At 38.8% G+C, this 25,518-nt stretch carries 21 protein-coding genes and 2 tRNA genes; 8 read left to right on the top strand and 15 right to left on the bottom strand.

The genetic code is table 11. From position 1 onward, the window contains the following. Positions 1 to 69 precede the first annotated feature (69 nt). On the top strand, positions 70 to 882 hold the full coding sequence (locus tag OQ268_RS09065) for an SDR family oxidoreductase (RefSeq protein WP_265855811.1): 813 nt from the start codon (positions 70 to 72) through the stop codon (positions 880 to 882). A 17-nt stretch (positions 883 to 899) separates the two neighbouring features. Here the strand turns inward: OQ268_RS09065 and OQ268_RS09060 are convergent, their stop codons facing one another. From OQ268_RS09060 to OQ268_RS09015, 10 genes are all read right to left on the bottom strand, one after another. Next, complete coding sequence (locus tag OQ268_RS09060) at positions 900 to 4,283, bottom strand: DEAD/DEAH box helicase (RefSeq protein ID WP_265855810.1); 3,384 nt, start codon at positions 4,281 to 4,283, stop codon at positions 900 to 902. Between the two features lie 134 nt (positions 4,284 to 4,417). After that, positions 4,418 to 5,449: a GntR family transcriptional regulator gene (locus OQ268_RS09055; protein WP_265855809.1), complete on the bottom strand. Its 1,032-nt coding sequence runs from the start codon at positions 5,447 to 5,449 to the stop codon at positions 4,418 to 4,420. Between the two features lie 34 nt (positions 5,450 to 5,483). Then, positions 5,484 to 6,872, bottom strand: a complete 1,389-nt coding sequence (locus OQ268_RS09050) for an FGGY-family carbohydrate kinase (protein WP_265855808.1) — start codon at positions 6,870 to 6,872, stop codon at positions 5,484 to 5,486. A gap of 14 nt (positions 6,873 to 6,886) precedes the next feature. Then, on the bottom strand, positions 6,887 to 8,167 hold the full coding sequence (locus OQ268_RS09045) for a sugar isomerase (protein ID WP_265855807.1): 1,281 nt from the start codon (positions 8,165 to 8,167) through the stop codon (positions 6,887 to 6,889). Positions 8,168 to 8,339: 172 nt separating this feature from the next. After that, positions 8,340 to 10,460 (bottom strand): bifunctional aldolase/short-chain dehydrogenase, encoded by a 2,121-nt coding sequence (locus OQ268_RS09040; protein ID WP_265855806.1) that lies wholly within the window; start codon positions 10,458 to 10,460, stop codon positions 8,340 to 8,342. A 19-nt stretch (positions 10,461 to 10,479) separates the two neighbouring features. Continuing rightward, positions 10,480 to 11,571: an L-rhamnose/proton symporter RhaT gene (gene rhaT / locus OQ268_RS09035; protein WP_265855805.1), complete on the bottom strand. Its 1,092-nt coding sequence runs from the start codon at positions 11,569 to 11,571 to the stop codon at positions 10,480 to 10,482. Between the two features lie 251 nt (positions 11,572 to 11,822). Next, positions 11,823 to 12,287: a nucleoside triphosphate pyrophosphohydrolase family protein gene (locus OQ268_RS09030; protein ID WP_265855804.1), complete on the bottom strand. Its 465-nt coding sequence runs from the start codon at positions 12,285 to 12,287 to the stop codon at positions 11,823 to 11,825. Between the two features lie 62 nt (positions 12,288 to 12,349). After that, positions 12,350 to 13,069, bottom strand: coding sequence for a LytR/AlgR family response regulator transcription factor (locus OQ268_RS09025; RefSeq protein ID WP_265855803.1), 720 nt, complete (start codon positions 13,067 to 13,069; stop codon positions 12,350 to 12,352). Between the two features lie 22 nt (positions 13,070 to 13,091). Next, positions 13,092 to 14,099, bottom strand: a complete 1,008-nt coding sequence (locus tag OQ268_RS09020; protein ID WP_265855802.1) for a sensor histidine kinase — start codon at positions 14,097 to 14,099, stop codon at positions 13,092 to 13,094. A 125-nt stretch (positions 14,100 to 14,224) separates the two neighbouring features. Next, positions 14,225 to 14,707: a GNAT family N-acetyltransferase gene (locus tag OQ268_RS09015; protein ID WP_265855801.1), complete on the bottom strand. Its 483-nt coding sequence runs from the start codon at positions 14,705 to 14,707 to the stop codon at positions 14,225 to 14,227. Positions 14,708 to 14,799: 92 nt separating this feature from the next. Here OQ268_RS09015 and OQ268_RS09010 point away from each other — a divergent pair, with 92 nt between their 5' ends. Both OQ268_RS09010 and OQ268_RS09005 read left to right on the top strand, forming a co-directional pair. After that, a complete protein-coding gene (locus tag OQ268_RS09010; RefSeq protein WP_265855800.1) occupies positions 14,800 to 15,129 on the top strand; it encodes a hypothetical protein in 330 nt (109 codons plus the stop codon). Positions 15,130 to 15,193: 64 nt separating this feature from the next. Next, complete coding sequence (locus OQ268_RS09005) at positions 15,194 to 15,796, top strand: Rossmann-fold NAD(P)-binding domain-containing protein (protein WP_265855799.1); 603 nt, start codon at positions 15,194 to 15,196, stop codon at positions 15,794 to 15,796. A gap of 75 nt (positions 15,797 to 15,871) precedes the next feature. On the opposite strand, the gene OQ268_RS09000 is transcribed toward OQ268_RS09005, so the two are convergent. Further along, on the bottom strand, positions 15,872 to 17,464 hold the full coding sequence (locus OQ268_RS09000; protein WP_265855798.1) for a S41 family peptidase: 1,593 nt from the start codon (positions 17,462 to 17,464) through the stop codon (positions 15,872 to 15,874). A 343-nt stretch (positions 17,465 to 17,807) separates the two neighbouring features. On the opposite strand from OQ268_RS09000, the gene OQ268_RS08995 reads away from it, so the two are divergent. Beyond that, on the top strand, positions 17,808 to 18,239 hold the full coding sequence (locus OQ268_RS08995; protein ID WP_265855797.1) for an SRPBCC domain-containing protein: 432 nt from the start codon (positions 17,808 to 17,810) through the stop codon (positions 18,237 to 18,239). 51 nt (positions 18,240 to 18,290) lie between these two features. Here OQ268_RS08995 and OQ268_RS08990 read toward each other — a convergent pair. Both OQ268_RS08990 and OQ268_RS08985 read right to left on the bottom strand, forming a co-directional pair. Beyond that, positions 18,291 to 18,363 (bottom strand) — tRNA-Phe (locus OQ268_RS08990). 121 nt (positions 18,364 to 18,484) lie between these two features. Further along, positions 18,485 to 18,557 (bottom strand) — tRNA-Phe (locus OQ268_RS08985). A gap of 227 nt (positions 18,558 to 18,784) precedes the next feature. Between OQ268_RS08985 and OQ268_RS08980 the strand changes: the two genes are divergently transcribed. Together OQ268_RS08980 and OQ268_RS08975 are read left to right on the top strand one after the other, a co-directional pair. Continuing rightward, the gene (locus tag OQ268_RS08980) at positions 18,785 to 20,080 is read left to right on the top strand and encodes a 4Fe-4S dicluster domain-containing protein (protein ID WP_265855796.1); all 1,296 of its coding nucleotides are present in this window, start codon (positions 18,785 to 18,787) and stop codon (positions 20,078 to 20,080) included. A gap of 68 nt (positions 20,081 to 20,148) precedes the next feature. Continuing rightward, positions 20,149 to 20,937 carry a (Fe-S)-binding protein gene (locus tag OQ268_RS08975; RefSeq protein WP_265855795.1) on the top strand — a complete coding sequence of 263 codons (789 nt, stop codon included), beginning with the start codon at positions 20,149 to 20,151 and terminating at the stop codon, positions 20,935 to 20,937. Between the two features lie 72 nt (positions 20,938 to 21,009). On the opposite strand, the gene OQ268_RS08970 is transcribed toward OQ268_RS08975, so the two are convergent. After that, a complete protein-coding gene (locus OQ268_RS08970; RefSeq protein WP_265855794.1) occupies positions 21,010 to 21,489 on the bottom strand; it encodes a hypothetical protein in 480 nt (159 codons plus the stop codon). A gap of 50 nt (positions 21,490 to 21,539) precedes the next feature. Between OQ268_RS08970 and OQ268_RS08965 the strand changes: the two genes are divergently transcribed. Then, the gene (locus OQ268_RS08965) at positions 21,540 to 22,019 is read left to right on the top strand and encodes an ABC transporter ATPase (RefSeq protein WP_265855793.1); all 480 of its coding nucleotides are present in this window, start codon (positions 21,540 to 21,542) and stop codon (positions 22,017 to 22,019) included. Positions 22,020 to 22,133: 114 nt separating this feature from the next. Continuing rightward, positions 22,134 to 24,551: an AsmA family protein gene (locus tag OQ268_RS08960; RefSeq protein ID WP_265855792.1), complete on the top strand. Its 2,418-nt coding sequence runs from the start codon at positions 22,134 to 22,136 to the stop codon at positions 24,549 to 24,551. 44 nt (positions 24,552 to 24,595) lie between these two features. Here OQ268_RS08960 and mtgA read toward each other — a convergent pair whose 3' ends face one another. Next, positions 24,596 to 25,312, bottom strand: a complete 717-nt coding sequence (mtgA, locus tag OQ268_RS08955; protein WP_265855791.1) for a monofunctional biosynthetic peptidoglycan transglycosylase — start codon at positions 25,310 to 25,312, stop codon at positions 24,596 to 24,598. Between the last annotated feature and the right edge of the window lie 206 nt (positions 25,313 to 25,518).

Here is a 25,518-nt window from a genome sequence, read left to right as displayed (position 1 = left end):
AGCGCAAAAGCGTAGGCCATCAGAAGTGAGTAATAACATTCCTTCGTATTTTATTAATTTTTATTATTTATGTCGATTTTGCATCCCTTAAAAACTATTTCTGTTTTAGGTTGTGGCTGGTTCGGTTTTGCCTTTGCAAAGAAGATGGTTGCACTAGGCTATGTGGTGAAAGGCTCTACTACCACTGAAGATAAGCTAATAACCGTTTCGGAAGCGGGGATTGAACCCTACCTGATTAATTTTACAGCAGAGAAGATTTTAGCAGACTCATCATTTTTTGATGCAGACGTATTATTGATCGCTATTCCACCGAAACGCAACTCGGCAGAATTGACCGACTACCCACAAAAGATTAAGGCAATTTTAGCAAGCGCTGATCATCAATCAAAAAACATCATTTTTATTAGTTCTACCAGTGTTTATGGAGATGGAAACGAAGTTGTAAATGAAACCAGTAACACCAATCCCGATACGGAGTCTGGCAATATGGTATTGCAAGCAGAAGAAATTGTAAAACAATCTTCAAATTACACCATCATCCGCTTTGCGGGATTATTTGGCCCTGATAGAAATCCGGGAAGATTTTTTGCAGGAAAAACTGATGTTCCAAATGGCCTGGCACCTGTAAACTTAATTCACCAGGAAGATGCCGTGGGATTGGCAACTAAAATTATCGAAAAGCGGGCCTTTGGCAGAACCTATAACGCGTGTGCCCCTACGCACCCTAGCCGAATGGAATTCTATACCGCAGCGGCAGCAGCTTCGGGACTAGTTGAACCTATATTCATTTCCGAGAAAAAAGATTGGAAAATTATAGAGAGCGAAAATGTTCCAAAATTTTTAGACTACCAGTATCAAGTTGACCTTCAATTTAAGACCTAATCGGGAAGCACCCAGCACTAGCTTAGCAAACTGAGTAATTCATCCTTGGTTAAATTTTTAAACATTCCACCTTCGGTTTGGATAAGATTTTTTACGAGATCTTTTTTTGTTGCCTGCAATTTCATAATTTTTTCTTCGATAGTATCGGGGCAGATTAAACGTGCGGCCATTACATTCTTATGCTGGCCGATGCGGTATGCACGATCTATTGCTTGATTTTCGACAGCCGGGTTCCACCAGGGATCGACCAAAAAAACATAATCTGCCGCCGTGAGGTTTAGTCCGGTGCCACCAGCTTTTAAGCTGATTAAAAAAACGGGCATTTGCGGATCTTCCTGAAAGCTTTTTACCACGGCTTCCCTATTTCGTGTTTTACCTGTTAAATAGGCATAGTTAATTCCCTTCTCTTTTAGACGAACCTGGATTAAATCGAGCATGGTTACAAACTGAGAAAAAACCAGAATTTTATGATTGGGCGCCTTGTGTTCGATTTGCTCCAGCAAAACTTCAATTTTAGATGATGACTGAAGATAGGACTTCCCATCTGCCAGAAGGGCTGCCGAATTACAAATTTGCCTCAAAACGGTGATACTTTTAAGAACATGCATGGCACTTTTCGGCAGTTCATCATCGGTTTTACCTAGTATAAAATCTTGAATTTCCTTTTTATTGGCCTCGTAAACTTCCCGCTGTTCCCTCCCCATTTCGCAATACAGGATAATCTCGGTTTTATCTGGCAGTTCTTTGGCAACTTCTTCCTTGGTTCTCCGTAATATAAACGGCTTAATCTTGCGCTGTAATTCTGCTGCCCGTTTGCTGTCTTTAAATTGATCAATAGGGGTAGCGTATAAATCTGAGAACTGTTGTTTACTACCAAACAAACCCGGACAAGCAAAAGACAACTGTCCATATAAATCGAAGGTATTGTTTTCTATCGGCGTACCAGTCATAACAATCTTATTCCTTGATTTTAGCAATCTCACGGCTTTATACCTTTGTGATTCGGGATTTTTAATGCTTTGCGATTCATCAAGGATAATGTAATTGAAGTAGTAATCTTTAAGAAAACGAATGTCGGCTAGCAAGGTGCCATAAGAAGTGATAACAATCTCAAAATCGTCAAAATCGTGGGTCGTTTTGGTTCGCTCATTTCCATAAACAGTTCGTACCTTGATAGAAGGGGCAAATTTTTCGATCTCTCTTTGCCAGTTGAAAATAAGTGACGCGGGGACCACAATCAGGTTGGTATTATGGGTAACTTTTTCCCGTTGCGATAAGATAAAGGCTATTACCTGTATAGTTTTACCCAAGCCCATATCATCGGCAAGGCAGGCGCCAAAATTGAAATTATCTAAAAAATTGAGCCAGTTAAGGCCGTCTTTTTGATAATCTCGAAGTGTTGCTTCCAGCGAAGCGGGCACTCCTACCGATGTCAGTTCTGTAGCATTCTCGAACTGCTGTTGATATCGTTTAAGTTCATTTTTAACTTCTCCATCAATCAAGGCATCCTCATATAGATCAGTTAAGGTAGAAAATCTGATCTTAGGCGTTAGAATGCTATCTTCAGCTACTTCTCCGGCGGCGAAATACGTTAAAAATTTCTCCATCCATTCTTGGGGTAAAATTCCCTGGGTGCCATCATCAAGCGTAATAAACTTGCTTTTATTCCTGATGGATTTATGCAAATGTTTTAGCGCAACCTGCTGCTTGCCAAACTTCACCTTTACTTTAGTTTCAAACCAGTCTGTCCCACTTAAAACCTCAATGTTAATATTGGCCTTATATGGGCTAAGTTTATTGTTTTTAAGTTGATTAAAACCAAGAATGTGGATACTCTTGTTCCGCCAATTTTCAAATGCATCGAGAAACCAATCTTCCTCCAAAAATCTTTTCCGGTGCAAGTAAAAAGCATCATTACTTTCCTGTTCGTAAAAATAAGGATGTTGTTTTAACACCGACCCAATAAACTGTAACTCCGCTTTCTCATCTCTATGAAGCGTAAAGATGTTACCAAGTTTGTCTTGGGCTTGTATTTGCCGTTTAGAAAGCACCGGGATCTCGAGATTGCCATAGCGCATTACCGGCGTAATTAGTATAAAATCTTCTGATTCTGAAAGATAGATAAGTTGCTCATTTTCCAGGTCGAATCCTTTTTCCTCAATTTGGCCAGGTGTGGCAGGTTTAAGGTAAGCGTAATCTACCCTGATACTACCCTCGAGCTGTATTAAAATGGTTTTTTTAAACTCTGAATATTTCGACTTATGCAAAATTAACCTATTGCTCTGTTTCTTAAAAAAGCCAATAACTTTTAAAAAATCTGATCTGGCAATGAGATAAAGCTGGTCTTTCAGTTTAATAAAATACTGGTGAACCAAAACCAAATTATCCAATTCGTAAGATTTTCCATCGATCATTAGTCTACCGGTAATCTCAAAAAAATCGTTCAATTGATTTACGCTAAGACGTAAATCAACCGCTAATAAATTTAAATGTATAGGGGAAATGGTATTGGCTTGCACCGAACGCTCGGATAGGTTTTGCAAGAAAACAGGGATCTGAAGTGGATTTTTAACGATAGCCTGCAAAGCTTCGAGTTCTGCCTCTACCTGATCGTTGTTATAATTTTGTTGAAAAACACCTACTCCACTATAAAATTTAAGTTCGTCGATATCATCAGCTTTAAATTTAAGCGCATTTACATCAATGTTTTTAAGTGGATTTTTAATCTTTCCTGCCCTGGTTCTCTCTGTTTCATAAAGTTCGATGTTAAGGTTGCTATAATAGCGATGATTACCCAAAACCATGATGGTTTTATGGATGTCTATCTGCTTTAATTTCTGTAGCACATCCTTCTGCTTTGGCAGCAGTAAATCTTTCATTAGGTCTTGTTCACTCTTACCAAAAGACTGCAATTGAGGTATAACCGGTTTAATGCTAAGCGCACCGGCCTCGTAGCTGATGTTGAAATGTAAATCGAGGTTGCTTTCATGCGCTAACCCATAATTAACGGCCAACTTCGTTAGGCGTTGGTTTCTCAGGGGCTGATCGAAAAAAATGGCAAAATCTTCTCGATGAAGTAAGTTATAAAGAACCTGTGCCTGGTGTTCGCAGAGTTTGTTTTTGGGTGTTGCACAACGACAAGATAGCCTTACCAGGTTTTCCTCCTGGCGAATTTGCACTACGGGAAAGAATTTTTCTTGATCGAGGTGTTCAAAGGCAGCGAAGTTCAGCTCAATTTGAATGGGATACAGATCAAAAAAACCTCTTTCTGCCGTATTGATTTGCTGGTTTAAATGTTTGAGGATAAATACGCCATTAAGATTTTCCAGATTAAAATCTTGCAACACATAATCGTACGGATTTGCCAATGCCTGATTTTCTTCCTCAAAGCTTTCACTCATACCTGTTTAAAAATATGTGCTAAAATACGGCTCTCAGCTGTATATTCTTAATCATAGAAGTGAATTTTACTAACAATTAGGATCACTGCGACTAGGCGTGTTGAACAATTTAATAGTGTTTTGGAACCGAATATTTAAAGGGATTTTCGCAGATTTAAGTAGAATGGCACCGCCACTTTTTCGGTTTTCCCATTGAGCACAAAGGCGGCTGCCAGGCTTCCTAAATTCTTAAAATCGGTTGAGATAGTAGTGATTCCGTCGAGAATAATTCTTTTCAATGGCGTTTCATTGTACGAAATAACGCCAACATCTTCTCCAATTTTAAGGTTCTGGACGATTAAGCGTTCTATTAACGCAACAAGATCGTCTTCCATCAAATTAATGTAGACCTCCCCTGCATTAATTTCCTCCTCATTAATATTATGTATTACCTTATGGTTAAAAGCATATTGTTGGCAAAACCTGTAGAAACCAGTTAAAATTTCCCGGGGAAAATAGCTTCCTTTTGGAAAGATCATTTTGATCGTATTATAACATGATAACCGATCTAATGCCTGCTCCAGAGCATCATAAATGTCTTGGGCAAAATTCTCGTACGCCGCAGCAAAATTGCCCGTTACACCAGGCAAGAGCTTATCTAAAATAATAAGTTTCTCTTTTGGAATCGTATTAATAACCTCATGAGCGTTCTCTCCTCCTTCTAAAAAGTGTGGTATAATTACAAAGTGGCTATACTCATCCCGCTTACTAATGACCATCTTTTTAAACAATGCAAAATCATTATTATAGATGTAGAAATCTATTGCAGCATGTTCGCCGATGGCTTCGGTGAAAGAATCGTAAATAATTTTTTTGTGAGTGCTTAACTTATTGAAGAGCAAACATATCTTAAGTTTCCTGGAAAAATCTGTGTTGATGATAAAATAACCTTTCCCTGGAACAGAATCTACTACTCCGAGCTTGCGAAGATTTCGATATCCTTTCTCTGCTGTATCTCTGGAAACTTCCAAACTAAAACTCAGCTCATTAATAGAAGGAAGCAGGCTACCTTTTTCAAATTTCCCCAATTCAATTCCATGCAAAATTGCGTTTGTTAATTGCTTATACTTGGGGGTCGACGAGTACTCATCAATCTGGATATAATCAATAATATCTTCTGGTTTCAAAATGCCCTTTTTATTGGATTGTTAAGATAGTAAATTAAAAAGATTCAAATGATCGTTGTATAGCCGAATAGTATTTAAGCTGAATCATATCTGTAGGCGGCGGATTATTATTCCAGCCTGCATTGATAGCTAAAGCAGTTCCTATTGCTGTTGCCTGCGATACCGATGAGGCATAGACCTCGATATGCGGAATGGCATTGGCCAATAATTGCATGTAAAGTGCATTTTTCCCAAATCCGCCATCTACAAAAATCCTTTTTACATCTGAATTCAAGACTAGCTTCAATGCGTAAATTTGCTGTTTTACCAAATCAAATATCAATTGATAATAAGCTTCTTCTGCGGTTTGAAATAAGCTAAGCTTGCGATCTGCAAATCCGGAAACGGCACAAAAAGAAGCCTGTGGAACTGAGTTTTCGGGCACTTTACCGGCTAACTTTAAAATCAGTGATGGATTAAACTTGAGATGTTTGAACAAATATGCTGCCCTATCAAAATGTTCGGCAATCCTTTTCAATTGAACTTCGTGCTCGTAGCCTGCAAAAATTCGAGATGCCTTAACAGGTTTTCCCCGATAATGCATGTAGCAGAGACAATCTTGTTTTAACTCCTCGGTTGTTAGGATTTCTTGGTTAAAAGGATTTAATGTAATGCACCAAGTGCCCGTGGAAATAAGTATAAATGGCTTATTAAAGTTCGCCAGATACGGAATTAGCGCTGCTGAACTATCATGCAAGCCCACCCCAACATTAACTAGTTTGCCATCAAACTGTGCGCTAATTGTGGCATCTGCAGGTGTAAATGCGCCAAACTTGCCATCAATCTCCTCTTGCAACACCCATTGGTGGTATTGATTGCGGTCGAAATCCCAGAGTTGCGTGTGGCAGCCAATACTGGTAATGTCTGCCGCAGCCCGCCCAGTAATGAGGTAGCTAAGGTATTGCGGGAGATGCAGGGCATACTTAACCTTAGCAAACAAATCGGGCCTTTCATATTTGAGACGATAAACCTGCATACCTGAATTTAAACTGCCCAAAACCGGTGAAGCAGTAGCTAAAGAAATTTGCTCCTGGCCACCATAGGCAGCGTAAAAGGCTCGTTCAAGGTGATCTGGATAGGGTTTTAAATAGTTATAGAGTGGGGTTAATGGCTCACCGTGTTCATCCAGATAGACAAAACTTGCACCATAAGTGGAAAAGTTAATTGCTTTAATATCAAACTCTTCCAGCTGAAAAACCTGGTGCAATGCCTCAAATACAGAAGATTTCAAGCGCTCAAGATTCTCGCATGGCTCACCATCTTCATCAACAGTTTCCACAAAACGTGCCGATCTTTCATAAACGATTTGGTAACTCTCGTCAATTAAAAAGAGCTTCTTATTCGTTTTTCCTACATCGAAGATGGCGATAACAGGTTTTGACATTTTATACTTTGCTATTATAAACCTGTTGCTATGGTATTGCCTCGGGTATTGGTTAAATGCTCTCTTACTTGCAATTGGCGATATATGGCCACTGGCGAAAGTGCTGCACCTACTCTTAATCTTGCTTCAGCAACTAGCGGTCGCAAATCTGTGCGAAAAGCACTTTGCAAAATTTCCTGTGCTCTAGCTACATCATTATTGTTTTGCGCTACATTAAGAGCCGCTCTATCAACCATCAATGCTTGTGCGTAAGCGATCATAATAGCTTCTACGGATTGTAGCAAATCTTCCAATGGATCTTTTATGTTATGGGAGGCATCAATCATCCAGCCCAAATCTGTTGCATGTTTCATCCCTTTAGCGTCCATACCTTCTACAAGTTCACTGAAGATAAGGAACAACTGATACGGCTTGATACTTCCAGCAGTTAGATCATCATCGCCATACTTAGAATCGTTAAAATGGAAACCACCTAATTTTCCTTCCATTAAAAGCAGCGAGACAATTTGCTCGATATTGGCATTAGGTAAATGGTGCCCTAAATCAACCAATGTATATGCCTGCTTGCCCAACTTAGTGGCGTATAATAATGATTGACCCCAATCGCCAACGGTAGTAGCGTAAAAATTTGGTTCAAATGCCTTATACTCTACGAACATTTTCCAATTTTCTGGCAGGGCAGCATAAATTTCTTGCAAACTTTCTAAGGTGTTTTCAAACGCTTTCCTAAAATTTAACTGACCAGGAAAACAAGATCCGTCTGCCAACCATACCGTTAATGCATCAGAACCTAAAGCAATACCCTGATTAATTACCTCAATATTATGATGAATGGCTTGTTTACGAATTTCTTTATTCACATTTTGGAGCGATCCGAACTTATAGCTAAAAGGTGCTCCGGGTTGATCTTGAAAAGTATTAGAATTCACGGCATCAAACTTTAGATCATAACTACCAGCCAGTGCTTTCAATTTTTCTGCATTTTGAGGAATATCCCAGGGGATATGTAAAGAGATGGAGCCACTTGCACGGTTTAAAGCATGGAGCAAGCCCACATCTTCTATTTTTTCTTCGATGTTACGCGGCTCTCCTCCGGTAATCGCAAACCTGCCAAAACGTGTTCCGCCGGTACCTAAAGCCCAACTTGGAATTGCAATTTGAAAATCTACTAATTTCTGAATGACATTCTCAAGCAGATCATGTGGCCATTCTTCTTTCAGAAAGTTTAATTTTCGGTAATGCGAAGCAGATAGCGAGTCGTTATGTTGTGCAATTTGGTGTTGTTCAATATTCATGGCAATATTTGGTTTTCGTGGGTTAATTATCCAGAAAAGAAACCTGGAAACCCTATTATAAAAAACATTTTAGTTTAAGTTGTTTGCCTTTGTTCAGCGCCTTGCAGATTAGTATAACAAATTGAATAAACTAATTTGGAATTTTGGCTTGCTGTAACAGTTACAAGCAGTTTTATCTTGCGAACGCCATGGCTACTCCCCCATCTACGTTTAACATATTCCCGGTAGATTTACTCAATAAACCGCCCACAAAGGCGAAACATGCATTGGCAATATCCTCTGGTAATATAATCTGGTTTAGCAGTGTACGTTTTGCATAGTATGCAGGCAATTCTGCTACCGTAATACCGTATGCCTTGGCCCTACCCTCAGCCCATCCGCCAGCCCAAATATTGCTATCGCTTATTACTGCATCTGGATTTACTACATTCACCCGGATACGATCTGCACCAAGTTCTGCAGCATTGAGTCTACTTAAATGTAACTGTGCTGCTTTTGCACTTCCATAACCAGCATTATTTGGACCACTTACCAGTGCGTTCTTACTTACAATATTAACGATATCACCGCCAATATCCTGTTTTTGCATCATCTTTGTTGCAGCTTGTGTAACAAAAAACTGGCCTTTCACTAAAACATCATAGAGCAAATCCCAATCTTTTTCACCATGGTCTGCAATGGTTTTCGATATCGATAAACCTGCATTATTAATTACAATATCGATTCCTCCAAATGCGAGGGCCGCAACTTTAAAGGCACTGTCAATAGCTTCCTGGTTCGTTACATCTAGAACCGCCGTAGTAAATGAATCTTTCCCAAACTGCTTTTCGAAGGCTGCACCTGTTTCCAGCAAGCGTTCCGCATTCATATCATTTAAGATTACCACCCCGCCCTCTTCGATAAATTTCTTGGCAATTGCCCTACCTATCCCACCTGCACTGCCTGTAATTAGGGCTATTTTTCCAGTTAAAGGTTTTGGTTTCGGCATCCGCTGTAGCTTAGCCTCTTCCAACAACCAGTATTCGATATTAAAAGCTTCCTGGTGTGGTAAGGCCGTGTAAGAGGAAATGGCTTCTGCCCCTTTCATCACATTTATTGCATTAATATAAAATTCTGCCGCAACCCTTGCCGTCTGTTTATCTTTAGAAAAGGTAAACATGCCAATACCTGGATATAAGATTACGACCGGGTTGGTATCTCGTATAGGGGGACTGTTTGGATGTTTGCAACTATCATAATAATCAGTATACATCGCTCTATAAGCCTCAAATGCTGGTTTAAGTTTTTGTTTCACTGAAGCCAAATCAGATAGATCTGCATCAATGGCTAAATCGAGTACCAGAGGACAAATCTTGGTTCTCAAAAAGTGATCTGGGCAACTTGTTCCCATTTGCGCCAAACGAGTCAGATCATTAGCATTAATGAATTCCAATACCCTTGCATCATCGGTAAAATGGCCAATCATGTGTTGATTTGAAGAACATAAACCTCGTAAAATTGGTGCCAAAGTTGCTGCTTGGGCTTTTCGATCTTCAGCTGAAGCGCTTTGCAACTTCTGTCCGTTAAAAACAGGTGATTTTTTACCATAGTTTTCTGCTAAATATGCGGAACACACTTCGATCACATCTAAGGTATTTAAGTAGCTTTGGTAGGCAGTGTCTCCCCAGGTAAATAGTCCATGGGCACCCAGCATAATTCCGCGAATGCCAGGATTTTCATCTAAACACTTCTTAAGTTGTAAGCCCAATTCAAATCCTGGTTTTTTCCATTCTACCCAGCCGATTGTTCCATGAAAGAGCGTTTCTGTTATCTGTTTCCCATCTTTCGAGGCGGCTATTGCAATGGCAGCATCAGGGTGTAAGTGGTCAATATGCGCAAAAGGCAAAAATCCGTGTAAAGGCGTATCGATTGATGGCGCTTTTGAACTTAAATCAAAAATACAATGATTAAAGAGCGGAACCATCTCATCTTCATGGTCTACTCCACGGTAAATCTGCTTAAGGCTACGCAAGCGGTCTACATACAAAGCAGCTAAACCGCTTTTCTTCAAAGTCCCTAAATCGCCACCAGAGCCTTTTACCCACATCACCTCTTTTTCATGTCCGGTAAGAGGGTCTTTTTCCATGAGCTTGCAGGATGTATTTCCACCGCCATAATTGGTAAGACGCAAGTCGGCGCCCAGCAGGTTTGAGCGATAAATTAACAATGCAACTTCATCCCCAGCTAACTTAGCGGCCTCTTCTTCATCCCACAAATAGCTTACGTACTTATATTTTGTTTCTTTAACAGACATTATATTGAAGTTTTACTTGTTACTTTATTGAATTACCATAGCCAACAATGAGTACTGAGGCAATGATGGTTAAAATTCCGGTTAAAACGGTGTATAGCGTTTTCCGCGAAACGCCTTTCCATTCTTTCAGCACCAAACCCCAAATGTTTGCAATTAAGATAATGAAAGCCATGTGCAAAATCCAGGAACTTGCACCATTACCCATTTTACTCTCACCCATTCCGTAGAAAAAAAACTGCAGAAACCAGGTAGTTCCAGCAAGGGCAGAGAAAATATAGTTTTTTAATAAGGGAGTGCTTGCCTTAGAGTAATCGCCAAAGGTTTTGTTTCTGGCGTTTAGCACCATGCACCAAATAAAATTGGTAGTTAAACCGCCCCAAAGCACTACAACATAAGTCACATTATTTTGAAATAGGAAATTTCCCGTTTCCGATGGATTAGCAACCTTCCAAATGGTGTTGGCTGCATCTGCCATAGGCTTTCCAGCTTCTATACCAAAGTTAAAACAAGCACTTAAAACGCCAGATACAATCCCTACAAGCAAACCTAGTCCGAATTTGTATTCTGTTTTTACCTCCAGTCCATGCGTATCGGTTACAGCAGATTTTATTTCTTGCTCCTTCATCATTCCCGCCTTACCGCAGATGGAAATTCCTACTACACAGACTAAGAGACCCAAGAGTACCATTCTTCCCCAATCTGTTTGCAAAAACATAGTAAAGGTATCTTTCGCTGCTTTCGGGAACATGTCAAAATAGATTGATGGTAAGATAGATCCCAATACCATGCAAAGCCCCAATATGATGCTACTGCCCAAAGAAACACCCAAATAGCGGACGCCTAACCCATAAGTAAGTCCGCCGATACCCCACAACACCCCAAAGCAATAGGTAAGCAAGAGCGTGCTTCCAGCGGTATTGGAAATAATATCCGTAAAATGTGGTATGGTTAAAAAGGCAGCCAGGGGCGGAACTATTAACCAAGAAAAAACCCCACCCACAATCCAATAGCTTTCCCAGGCCCAACCCTTAACTTTTTTATATGGAATATAGAAACTCCCAGAAGCGAAGCCACCAAGAAAATGAAAAATGACGCCTAAAACTGCTTGCATGCTTTTTTAAAATATTTGGTTTGTGCAAATTATAAATTACCACAAACTTAACTGTCATGCACTGTTCTGTCGGCAAAAGAAAGGGAGTATTGGTTAAATCATTGATCCGGTATTAACGAAAAGCAAGCCGAAAAAAAACTATTTTAAAAAGGGAAAAAAGCCTTACAAACCAAAAACAGCTGGCATTGCAGCTGTTGATGATTATACATAGTAACGAGTCGTTGAAAATTTTGTCTGCGTTTGACCTATTTTTACAAATGTGATTTCAGATCCGCTGGAGAGTAGTTGATTGATTTTAACGTCTTGTCGTCCGCTTTTCGAAACACCAAAAACAGCCCTTCAACTTCCTTATAATATGCTTCAGTTTGATCTTTATCGTAATAATGTTTAATGGTTAGTTCAGCTTCCTCAATAGTTTTGCAAGCCTTACTCATATTAGAGCGGTGAACCTCGTCAAACAAAGTTTTAAATTTATTTCCCAAGCCAAACTCGTGTATCGCCCCCGCAAGTACATATTGTAAGTCGCATAATGCATCTGCTACTTCAACTAAGTCATCATTTTCTACGGCCTCCTGTAATTCTTTCAATTCCTCTGCCAGTAGTGAAATGCGCAAATTTGCCCTTTGTTTGGATGGGATAACGGGCGTATCTAAAATTGGGTGTTTAAAGGTAGTATGAAATTCGGCAACCTGATTGAGTGAATTTGTTTCTTGCATTTGGATTAGTTGTTAAATTGTTCTGGCAGCAAACTTAAATAAATCGCTTGCAACTTGCTAATCTAGCGCCGGTCTTTTATCACCCTAAAAAACTCTTCTTTGTAGGTTTCGCCAACAGGTAACGATTGATCGTTGATGTACACTGTATTTCCATCCACCATTCTAATTTTATCTAACGAGATAATATAAGATTTATGGATACGATAAAATGGCGGTTTTGGTAGATCAATCTCCAATTCTCTCAAAGCCTGATAGGTAACAATCCGCTGGCTGGCGGTATAAACGGATACGTAATTTTTTAATCCCTCGATATAAAGGATTTCATCATAATTTACCTTGATAAATTTGTTCTTGGTATCGCCTTTAATAAAGACAAAACCGCCCGTAGTTGCAGGCGTTTGGATAGCTGGTAACTCATGCTGTACCGGAGCAATAATTTGCTGCGCCTTACCGGCCGCCTTGTAAAATCTTTCATAAGAAATTGGCTTCAACAGGTAATCAACAACGTCTAGATCGAAACCTTCTAACGCGTACTCTGGGTAAGCCGTGGTTAGAATCACCTTACATTTTCCGCCACATATTTTCATAAATTGAATACCCGTAAGCTCTGGCATTTGTATATCTAAAAAAACAAGATCTACTTTACCGTCTTGCACCATATTCAATGCTTCGAAGGCATTTGTTGTTGTGCCTATCAGTTGTAGAAATGGTGTTTTATTGATAAATGTTGCAATAATATCTGAGGCATAAGATTCATCATCAACGGCTAAACAGCGGATCATATTTTTTATAATTTGAATGAATTTAAATATTTATAACTAAAGTTACCTTGTATGTATTGCCGTTATTTGCAGTTAGCAGTTCATGGCGATCTGGATAAATTAAATCCAACCTCCGATGAATGTTAACCAAGCCAACACCGCTTGAGTGGTCTTTCTGGGCATGACTGATCTTATTGCTCACCTCAAAACTTAGCCTTTGGCCTATAATTTTCAACCTGATCCTTATAGGCTGCTTCTCATCGGTTACTACGCCATGTTTAAATGCATTTTCCACAAAGGGAATCAACATTAAAGCGGCAACCTTTTGTTCGTTAACACCTTCCGCTTTAAAATCTACAAAAAAATTAGGCTCGAAACGCATACTAAATAATGCGATGTAGCTTTCTAAATATTCCACTTCTTTGCGTAAAGTAACCTTTCCATCAGGACTCTCGTTCAGCGTATATCGCATTAAATCTGATAACCGCAGTATCGCATTCGCAAGCTGATCTGAAAGTGGTATAGCCAAAGCATAAACATAATTCAAAGTGTTGTATAAAAAGTGTGGATTAACCTGCGATTTAAGAAATGCCAATTCAGATTTTACAACCTCATCTTTCAATTTGCGGTTGGCAATCTCTGCCTTGTAATTTTGTTGAATACTGTATACTGCAGCTGGAATAATCAAGTACGATGTGCCATAGTAAATATTATCTAACACATAAGTTAGAACTGGTGTATCCTGAGCATAATTATGAAACCCAAACCATTTTAGGTAGAATACCTCTTCTATTAAATAACGCAAAGCGATAAAAACCGCAAGTGTAAATAATACAGCAATTATTAACTGCGGAATCTTGTTTCGATGCAGGAAGTTTGGATATACCCACAGATAGCAAATATAAAACTCTATAATCTGAATAACAGACATTGAGATGCCGAATGCCATGCTAGAGAAGCTTGCCGATTCGATTAAATAGCCACTGTATTGGTATCCGAGCACCAGCAGCCAGCATAACACATGTATCGATACAACCTTAATATTTTTCATATGCTAAAACTAGCCAAATGGTTTCGGCTGATGAATCTTCTTATTCCAAATGGGTTAAAAATTATCCCAACTACCTTTTTGCCGGGATGAAAGCTTAGTGTTCGAAAATTTTAAATAGCATAAATTTAACATGATAAAAGCATCCACACGTTACAGGCGAAATGGCCAGAATTGCCCAGGGGTTGATTTAGTTTCTTAAAACCTGCCTTTTCGTAAATAGAGATGGCCGTTGTAAGCTCGGGAAAAGATTCTAAGTAGATGGTATTGTAACCAATTTCAACCGCAGATGCGATACTTTTATTCATCAACATCTTGCCAACCCCCTTGCCGCGAACGGTTTCTGCATTATAGAGCTTTACCAGCTCAACACAACCCTGCGGCAGGCCTGCTGTGGGGAAAATGCCACATCCACCTACAATCACCCCATTGTCTTCCGCAATCCAGTAAACAGATCCATCGGCTTTAAATACTTCGGCTAAATAATCAGTAGTAGGGTCGGTATAAACAGTGCCAGGTTTATCAATCTTAAATTCTCTCAAAACCGTTCGGATTAGTTCCGCTATTTCTGCATTATCGCTTTGCTGTATTTTCCTGTATGTAATGGCCATATTTTTTTTGTAAAGTTAAGATTCTGTTCATGCTTTATAAAAAGCGCAAACAAAATCTTACATAATATTCTTTATAAAGAAAGAAGAATATTATGGAAAACGAAAAAGAAAAACAAGGTATCGGGATAGATAACATCGAAAATCCTCATCTTAATATAGAAACCGTAGTTCCAACTGCTCATATTAATGAGATTACCGGGAAGGCAAATGAAGTACAGCAAGAGCGCTCCAACGACCAACAATCTGAAAGCCATGAAACAGCGCCCGTGCCAAAATCTTCAGACAGCAAACAGGAGCTAGAAGACAACCAGGAACAAGAGAATCAAAAACCACAACCAGCACCCGAGGATGTGAAACGAGAAAGCATCGATGATAGCACTGACGAACGAGACAGTGTTGAAACCATCACACCGAGCGCTTAATTTAAATATTTGTTAAAGCAATTTGATGCTGAAATAGTTTTGCTAATTTGGCGTTATGATAAGCATGAAAAACAGCATAATAATTTGTCTCTTCACATTTGTAATAACCGGATGTGGAATAAACAGGCAAGCGCAGCAAATTAAAGCCCTGGAAGATTGTACTTATAAAATTTCGGGCGTAAAACAGGTTTCCATAGCAGGCACCGATGTAAAGGAATTGATGGAACAGCAGACATTTAGTTTGGCAAGTTTACCTGGTGTAGCTTTAGGTTTGCTGAGAAAAGACATTCCGTTAAGAGCAAACCTGAACCTCGAAATCACAAATCCATCAAGCAACCTCGCCGCTATTAATCAATTCGAATATAAAATTTTAGTAAACAATACTGATCTAGCTGAGGGAATCATCAACCAAAATGTTAGCATTTCCCAAGGGCAAACGGTTACAGTTCCTGTGCAACTTACAAGCAATATCTACGGTCTTGTGTCTAACGGTAATGTATTTAATGATATAGTGAAGGCAGCACAAAAGGGATCATCATCAAAAGATGAAAAACTGGGCTTGTTGACTATCAAAATTAAACCTACTTTCATGTTAGGTAATACGCCGGTGAAGTATCCGGGCTATATTACCATTAACAAAGATATCAGCAGCAAAATTTTATTATAAAGCAGGTAGAAAAATAGGAATGCCCCCAAGATGTACAACATTTATGGGGGCATTCTTATATACAAGGTGTGCAGATTAGAACTTTTTCTCTGGTCTAAGTACCATGCCCTGAAAACTATTTTGATCTAAACTTAGCGCAACACTTTTCAACTCAGTAGAAGACAACTTTTGTGGCATTGTTGTAGAAGAGGCCTTTAAACTTGCGGTTTTCGTTCCGGATGTAACGAAGCTTCCAGATTTTGCATAAAGCAAAGCATAGCTTAGTAAGCTTTCGGTTTCATCTCCCCAGGCTTTTGTTAAGTCCTCATTAGCCGCCTTATCAACCTTTAGACCAGCATAGTAACCGCCAAAACCTTTTTGGTTTTTGGTTTCGAACTCTGGAATATACAAATCCAGCTTATCTATCCTAATTGGAAAAAACCCGACAGGTTTGCCATAAGTAGTCTCTCCAATTAACTTAACGTCCATTACAGGAGATAAACTATTAATGGTTAATTCACTTGCTGAAGCTGTAGACCCGCTCACAATGAAATAGACACGAGAAAGGTTAAGAGATCCTGATTTAACAAAGCGTTCAATATTATCAGCCGAAGTAGAGTTATAATCCAGATCTGCGTAAGTGGCATATTTTCCGTTTACGCCTGTTGTGAAAGGCTGCAATTTACCATCGCCATCAAGAAGCGGTTGGTGAGTTAGGATCGATGCTTTTCGTTGAGTACTTGTTAAGCCTTGCAAAAACGAATTATAGTAAGTAGTGTACATGATGTTACCATTTTCACTTGCAGGCGCAGCTAAATTGATCATTTCTGTAGCAGTAGATACATAACCCCCTCCATTGTATCTCAAATCGATTACCAATTCGCTCACACCTTGGTTAGCAAAATTGGAAAATACTGTTTTCAATGCAGCAGAAGTATTATTTGTATAACTGTTAAAAACTAAGTATCCAACTTTTTTTGTGCCAGCTGTATAAACATTGGTATAAAGTATAGGATTCACGGTATAAGTTGAAGCGGTAATAGTTACCGTTTTGGTTACATTATTCAAATCTGTAAAAGTAAGTGAGATGGCTGCATTACCGCCAAATAAGGCGCTATTTAAAAAACTTACGGTTGCCGTACTGTAAGCTAAATTGGTGCGGCCATTTATGCTGGTAATTCTACATCCTCTGGTTAACCCTTGCTGGCTAGCAGGCGAGTTTCCGTAAACATATTTTACCCGCAAATCGTTAACATCCTGGTAGTTGATAGAAAATCCATAATCGTCTGCTGTTCCATTAACATCAGCCTTCAAGGCAGCAACTTTTCCAGCAGTTGTAAGGTAGTCTATAAAAGAATATTTTGGCTCAGCAAAGCCATTTACAAATTCATAAGGTTTGCCAGTCGATGGATCAGATGAATATTGCGTTAAAGCATAAAGTTCCGTTTCATTTGAACTAAAGCTTCTAGGATTAAAAGCCTCGTAAGTAGGCAAAGTAGTATTCCAATAATAGAGCTCCTTTGCATAAAGAAAAATTGAGTCTTTCGTTAATTCCGCTCGGGTAGCCGTTACAGCAGGCGTTGGTGTAACAGGCGGCTCTGGTACAGGACTGCTTTTTTTGCAGGCGCTAAAAATGGTAGTGCCTAAAACCAATAAAGCGATTATAGAGCGAAAACGATTATGTTTCATATTGATGATTTATACTTGGAATTTTAAAGATATACGACGATCGTGAAAAATTGGTTGTTCAAACCATAACTTTTTCTGTATCAACTAACTAAATTAACCTTAAAATATTGTATTTTATAATGTAAATGATAATAAATAAGGAATTTGAAAGCTTAATTTACTTTTATGTGAAGAATGACGAAAACAATGATAACTGGATAAATTTAAGTCCCATTTTTGATTTCTTAAGCTATGCCAGCAAATTACCTATTAGACCCTTTATTTGTCGGTTTTGCACCTTAATTGAAAATCTATTTTTACGGAACTTTAATCAAACTTAAAAAAGGATTAATAATATATAGCTATGGAAAAAATGCAATTTGAAATAGAGATTAATGCGGGTTCAGCTACCGTGTGGGAAACACTGTTCAGTAAAGAGACCTACCCAAAATGGACTTCGGCCTTTATGGAAGGCTCTATAGCTGAAACTGATTGGCAAACGGGCAGCAAAGCAACTTTTACAGATGGGAAAGGTAATGGAATGCTGGCTACCATCGCAGCCAATATCCCAAATCAGTTTCTGTCGATCAGGCATATTGGGATGCTAAAAGATAATGAAGAAGACCTTAAACCCGAATGGGGAGAAGTATTAGAAAATTATACACTTGATGAAAATGGAAGTGGTACAACCCTCAAAATTGATATGTCTGTATTAGCAGAATGGAAGAGCTATTTTGAAGAGACATGGCCAAAAGCACTTGGCCTGGTTAAAGAAATTGCCGAAGCAACACACTAGCGAGAAATATTGAAACCAAAAAAGCCTTACATTTCTGCAAGGCTTTTGGAGTGGTGCCACCTGGATTCGAACCAGGGACACAAGGATTTTCAGTCCTTTGCTCTACCGACTGAGCTATGGCACCCCGTTTTGGGTCTGCAAATCTAGCATTCTTTTCCTCAAATGCAATGCGCATTTTGAAATTATTTTGCCAGCCCGCACGTTTAAATCAAAAAGCCTTTCGATGATGAAAGGCTTTTTGGAAGTGGTGCCACCTGGATTCGAACCAGGGACACAAGGATTTTCAGTCCTTTGCTCTACCGACTGAGCTATGGCACCTCCCGTTTGGGATTGCAAATGTAGCGTTCTTTTTTCAAAAGCAAAATTTTTTTTAAATTTAATTGGCGCAATGCTGATTATCAATAAATTAATTTTTAATGGACTTTTTTTATGATCAGAACTAGCTTAAAATGAGTGCAAACAAAAAATTTTAACCAAACTTTTATGCATGCATAGTAAAATATTTAGATTAATATCCTATTTTAGCGTAAACAATCTAATATTGCATGGTGGCTCAGATCCTATTTCTAGTAATAACACTTGCGGCGATTGCGCTGTTTACGGTTAATTTGCGTAAAATTATTCGCAACATCCGCTTAGGTAAATCGGTAGATCGCAGCGATCAACCACAGAAAAGATTAATGACGATGTTGCGGGTTGCGTTCGGTCAATCGAAGATGGTAGTGAGGCCAATACCCGCTTTTTTGCATTTCTTCGTCTACATTGGCTTCGTCATCATCAATATCGAAGTCCTGGAGATCGTTATCGACGGCTTATTTGGCACCCATCGTGTTTTCCATGGTTTGGGGGGATTCTATGATTTTTTGATTGGTTCTTTTGAAATCCTTGCACTAACGGTATGGGTATCTTGCGTAATTTTTTTAATTAGAAGAAACATTCTAAAATTGAAGCGTTTCAGTGGTGCTGAAATGACGAACTGGCCAAAATCAGATGCAAACTATATCTTATTTATTGAGGTGTTACTGATGTCGGCATTTCTATTTATGAATGCGGCAGATTTGAAGTTACAATTGTCGGGGGCTTCACATTATATTACCGCAGGCTCTTTCCCTGTTAGTCAATATCTTGTCAATCTCCTTCCAGCTTCAGAAGGTAGCCTGGTAATTGTAGAGAGAGCATGCTGGTGGTTCCACATTATTGGTATTCTGGCCTTTCTAAACTATCTGCCTTACTCAAAGCATTTTCATATTTTGTTTGCTTTTCCAAATACATACTATTCTAAATTGTTGCCAAAGGGGGCATTTACAAATATGCCAGCGGTAACCAATGAAGTGAAAGCCATGCTCGACCCATCTTTTGTGCCTGCAGAAGGTGAACCTGGTAAATTTGGTGCTAAAGATGCTACAGACCTGAGTTGGGTTAATTTAATGAATGCATATACTTGTACCGAGTGTGGAAGATGCACATCAGTTTGCCCGGCAAATATTACAGGTAAATTGCTATCACCAAGAAAAATAATGATGGATACCCGCGATCGGATTACGGAGATCGGAAAAAATATCGATCAACATGGCACTAATCATCAAGATGGGAAATCGCTTTTAGATGATTACATTACCAGGGAAGAAATTTGGGCTTGTACCAGTTGCAATGCCTGCGTTGAAGCTTGTCCGGTGAATATAGATCCGTTGGAAATTATAATGGAACTGAGAAGGTTTTCTGTAATGGAAGAATCGCAAGCTCCAGGCAGCATTAATGCCATGCTTGGTAATATTGAGAACAACCAGGCACCTTGGAAATACTCTCCGGCAGATCGTTTCAACTGGGCACAAGAAAGCTAAATAATATAAAATAATAGATTGATCATTTTCGGGAAGCAAAACCGACATAAAATATTTGAGCGCTAAAGATGGAATTTAAAGTACCTACAATGGCCGAATTAATGGCCGCAGGAGAAGAACCAGAAATACTATTTTGGGTGGGATGTGCTGGAAGTTATGATGAACGTGCCCAAAAGATTACCCGCGATATCTGCAAAATTTTACATCATGTTGGCATCAAATATGCGGTACTGGGGACTGAAGAAAGCTGTACAGGCGATCCCGCTAAGAGGGCTGGAAATGAATTTCTATTCCAAATGCAGGCCATGACTAATATTGAAGTATTAAATGCCTACAATATCAAAAAAATTGTAACAGGTTGCCCACACTGCTTCAACACCATTAAAAACGAATATCCAGGCTTAGGTGGAACATATGAAGTTATCCACCATACTCAGCTTATTCAGGATTTAATAAATGAAGGTAAATTGAAAGCCGAGGGCGGGGAAAGCTTCAAAGGTAAAAAAATTACTTTTCACGATCCATGCTACTTAGGGAGAGCAAATGGAGTTTATGAAGCCCCGAGGAAAGCACTGGAGGTTTTAGACGCCCAGCTTGTTGAGATGAAGCGCTGCAAAAGCAATGGCCTATGTTGTGGTGCAGGTGGTGCACAAATGTTTAAAGAGCCCGAAAAAGGCAATAAAGATATTAATGTTGAACGTATTGATGAGGCTTTGGAAACTAACCCACAAGTAATAGCTGCAGGTTGCCCATTCTGTATGACCATGCTCAGTGATGGCGTGAAATTGAAAGATAAAGAACAGGAAGTAAAAGTTTTGGACATTGCCGAAATTACGGCACGGGCAAATGGCTTGTAAAGCTGTTAAGGGCTGAAGAAATTTTATATTACTGGGGTTAGCTAAGGGCTACGCCTGATATAAGAAGCGATATTATTGTGCCAATGCAGGCATTCTAACTATTTTTTCTAACCGATCACGTATCAGGTTTAAATCTTCAGCTTCGATGTTTTTAAGAGGAATAATTACCTGGGTTGACATAGAATCGACATCCCCGCCCCTATCCTTGTAGGTTTGTACAATCACATCATCACCTTTGGTGCGCAAGTATAATTTTCCGGAAGATGTATTCCCCATAAAATCCATATCCTTAAATTTTGTTAACTTAAAGGCGAAGTATTCTGTCTTACCATTATTGAAATATCGTTTATACCTGCAGAAACCATTGTTAGTAATATTAAGTTCGTAACGTTTAATGGCATTACTTTCCTGGGCAACATCATAATGAGATGTTAAAGATTTCTGTAGAAAATCTGCATATTCGGCTAGGGACTCTGCAGTTGAAAAAGCAGTTAATGATACATAAAAGGCCGAAATAAGTGTTATTTTCAAGCACAATGTAAACTTTTTCATAGGAGGAGATTTAAAGACCAGCCAAATTAATTAAAATCATAAATTTGTATATGAGTTTTTCTCCACAATCTAGAGTATGGATCTATCAGAGCGATAGAAAGTTTAATCCTAATGAAGAAGTCGAAATCATTAGTAAGCTATCGGCTTTTACCAATCAATGGAAAGCACATGGCAACGATTTGATGGCTAAAGCGGAAATCCGTTACGGATACTTTATCATATTAACTGTTGATGAAAGTCTGGCAGGAGTAACCGGCTGTTCTATAGATAGTTCAGTAAAGATCATTAAGGAGATCGAGCAAACTTACCATGTAGATTTATTCAACCGTTTTAACATGGCATATAAAGTAGATGGTGAAGTCAAAGTTCAATCTAAAGAAGACTTTGAAACTTTATTAGACATTAAACAGATTACAATCGAAACCATTGTTTTCAACAACATGGTACAAACACTAGAAGAACTAAACACCAAGTGGGAAGTGCCATTGAAAGACAGTTGGCATGCATCAGTCTTTTCATACCTGCTTTAGTAAGGTTTTTACTTCACTTCAAATAGATTTTAAAACGATAAAAAATTATTTTTAATCGATCCTCCAAACAATTGGCTGGTTTAAATCATTATATTGTTTATCAAACAATTGTATATGAAACGCTGGCTCAAGATATCCCTTCGAATAGTATCAGTCCTTGTAATCCTAATTATATTAACGTGGCTTGCGGCTGCGTTTTACATCAGCAGAAATAAGAAAGAAGTTTTGTCTTCTATACTTGCACAGCTAAATAAAAACCTAAACGGACAGATTACCGCAGGGAGCATGGAACCTACTTTGCTAAAAAGCTTTCCTGGTGTATCTGTGTCTCTAAACGATGTGTTGCTACGAGACAGCCTTTGGAAAAGACACCAACACAATCTGCTGCAGGCAAAAGACATTGACGTTTCGTTAAATGTGCTATCATTGATTGTTGGTAACGTAAATATTAACCAAATCGCCATTAACGATGCGTCCATTTATATTTATACCGATTCTTCGGGATACAGCAATACGAGTATTTTTAAAAGTAAACCGAAAACCTCGGCAGACAAACCTTCAAAATCATCTGCCTTAGCCGTTAAAAAAATAGATTTTAATCGTGTAAGTCTTATTCTGGATAATCAAAAACGATTTAAACTCTTTAACTTCAATATCGACCAGATACAAGGCAGAATGCAATATCCTGATAGCGGGTGGACTGGCAAAATTAAGCTGCGAACCACCGTTAATAGTTTCGCATTTAATACTAAAAAGGGAAGTTTTCTGAAAGGCAAATCACTTGAAGGCACGTTATCTGCACACTATAGCCGCGACCTCGATGCTGTAATTCTGGATCCGGAAGTCTTAAAAATTGGGGATCACCCTTTTAAAATAGGCGCTAAAATAGAACTAGACAAGGCTGCATTCGCGATAAATATTGCAGTAGATCAAATTTTATTTAAGGACGTAGCGCTATTACTATCTCCCAATATTTCATCTAAGCTGTTGAAGTTTGGTATTGAAAAACCTGTCGATATCCGTGGAAATATTATTGACGACGGATCGGGAAAGTATGGTGACCCATTAATAAACGTGGGCATAAAAGTACGCGATAACATTGTAGCAATACCTGCAGGAAAACTCACCTCTACAAATTTCGATGGCTCATTCACAAACCGAGATACTGTAGGCGGAATTATTGGTGATGAGAATTCAGCGATTAAGTTTTACCGTTTGACAGCCAAATACTTCAATGCACCTATAAAAATAGATACCTTTACCGTTACCAATCTTGCAAAACCAATCGCTACTGGTTTGGTCACTTCACAGTTTCCACTTTCTAATCTTAACAATTCTCTAGGTACCCAAGACTTTGAATTTAAAGCAGGTACCGCAGATTTAAGGTTATATTGTAAAGCAGATATCGACAACTTTTTATTCACCAAACCCGTTGTATCAGGTAAGATTAAAATTGATAATGCAGATATCATGTACGTGCCGAGAAAACTCCATCTCGTAAAAAGTGCATTAAATATCAACTTCGACCAAAATGACCTTTCCATCCAAAACGGGCATTTCCAACTGGGAAAAAGTGAACTAAATGTAAGCTGTAACATTGCAAACTTCGCCAATTTGTATTACACCGATCCTGATAAAATTTTGGTGAACTTAAAAATGAATAGCCCACAGCTTTATTTAAGTGAATTTTTGCCATTCTTGGGTCCGAGGAATACAAGGAGCAAATCTTCATCAACCAAGGGAATGAAAAGTGCTTCAAAGGAATTGAGCAATGTATTGGAAGTTTCCAAAATGAATATTAACCTTACAGTAGGCAAAGCCATTTACGATAATTTTTTGGCCAAGAACTTAGTTGCAGACATATCGTTAAGGGGCGCAGGAATCTATCTTAACAAGATCAGCGTGGCACATGCCGGAGGAACATTAAATCTAACCGGTAATATCATTCAGCAATCGGCATCGAACCTGTTCCAAATTAACTCTAAAATAAGCCACGTGAGTGTTAAAGATTTCTTCTATTCGTTTGATAACTTCGGACAGAAAACAATCACCAATAAAAACCTGAAAGGATATCTTTCATCGTTGGTTAATATTTCAGGAAGAATTTCCCATAGCGGAAAGATACTTCCCCGCTCCATCAACGGAAAAGTAGTTTTCAACTTAAATAATGCCGCATTAGTAAATTTCGAGCCCATGGTTAAGGTAGGAAAGTTTGCATTTGCCAACAGAAATCTCTCTAATGTTGAAATAAAAAACCTCGATGGTACATTAACCATAAGGGGAGATAAGGTGAAAATTAGTCCGATGCAGGTAAACTCTAGTGCTTTAAACTTTAACGTTAAAGGGACCTATGCACTTGGAACGGGAACCGATGTTGCAATGGATATTCCACTTAGAAACCCTAAGGGCGATGAAAATTTAACCAGGCAAGAAAAGCGTGAAGCCCGCATGAAAGGAATCGTATTACACCTTAAGGCTATAGACGACGACAAAGGCGGAATAAAGGTAAAATGGAATAGAGACCACGATTAAAATAACATAAAAAAGTCGCCTCAACTTATATATCAACCTCGCCGCTAGAAATCTAGGGGTCCTAACCTATTCATTGTTCTGAGGATTAGGTACTGGCGATGTCTGATATATGGCGTTGCATTTTTGGGTGTCCACCTTCGAGGGTTTGGAAAGCAAGATGCAATTAATGCGGCCTGTTTTTTGGTTAACTTCTTACATGACTTGCCATAGTATTCCTGCGCAGCAGCTTCGGCACCATATATCCCATCACCCATTTCAATTACGTTCAGGTAAACTTCCAATATTCTTTCTTTGCTCCATAAAAGCTCTATTAAAAGGGTAAAGTATGCTTCAAAGCCTTTACGAACCCATGATCTGCCAGGCCAAAGAAATACATTTTTTGCAGTCTGTTGCGAAATGGTACTGCCACCTTTTACTTTCTTACCTTTGGCATTACTTGCAAAGGCTTTCTCAATTGCCTTCATGTCAAAACCAATATGTTTCAAGAAAAGTTGGTCTTCGGCAGAAACCGCAGCTCTTTTCATGTTATCAGACATGTCTTCAAAATCGACCCATTTTTTATCTGTTTTAAAAGATTTCCCATCAGCCTTGCGTTCTATGTTTCGCAACACCATTAATAAAGTAATGGGCGGATTAATGAACCGATAAGCCAGAACCCAGATGAATGATACCATGAGGAAGTACAAAAATACTTTCGTAATGATGTTGATTGATTTCTTTAGTATGGATTGCTTGCTTTTGGTAGATCTGGTTTTGGCCATGGCGCAAAGATAAGAAACACAATATAAAACAAGTGCTGGTTTTGAAAACGGTTATCCAGTTGATAACCGCAAAGCACAACTGCCTGATAAAAGTAAATAAAGAGTCTTAACCTGTAGATGCCTAAATAACTTGAGATCAGTAATTTTTAAGCCTCATCAATGGTATTTGCACCAAATACACTTTCATTTATTGGGTAAACATTTTT

Source organism: Pedobacter sandarakinus, from assembly GCF_026240095.1.
Lineage (GTDB): Bacteria > Bacteroidota > Bacteroidia > Sphingobacteriales > Sphingobacteriaceae > Pedobacter > Pedobacter sandarakinus.
The sequence above is the reverse complement of the archived record's forward strand: the minus strand, read 5'-3'. Positions and strand labels throughout refer to the sequence as shown.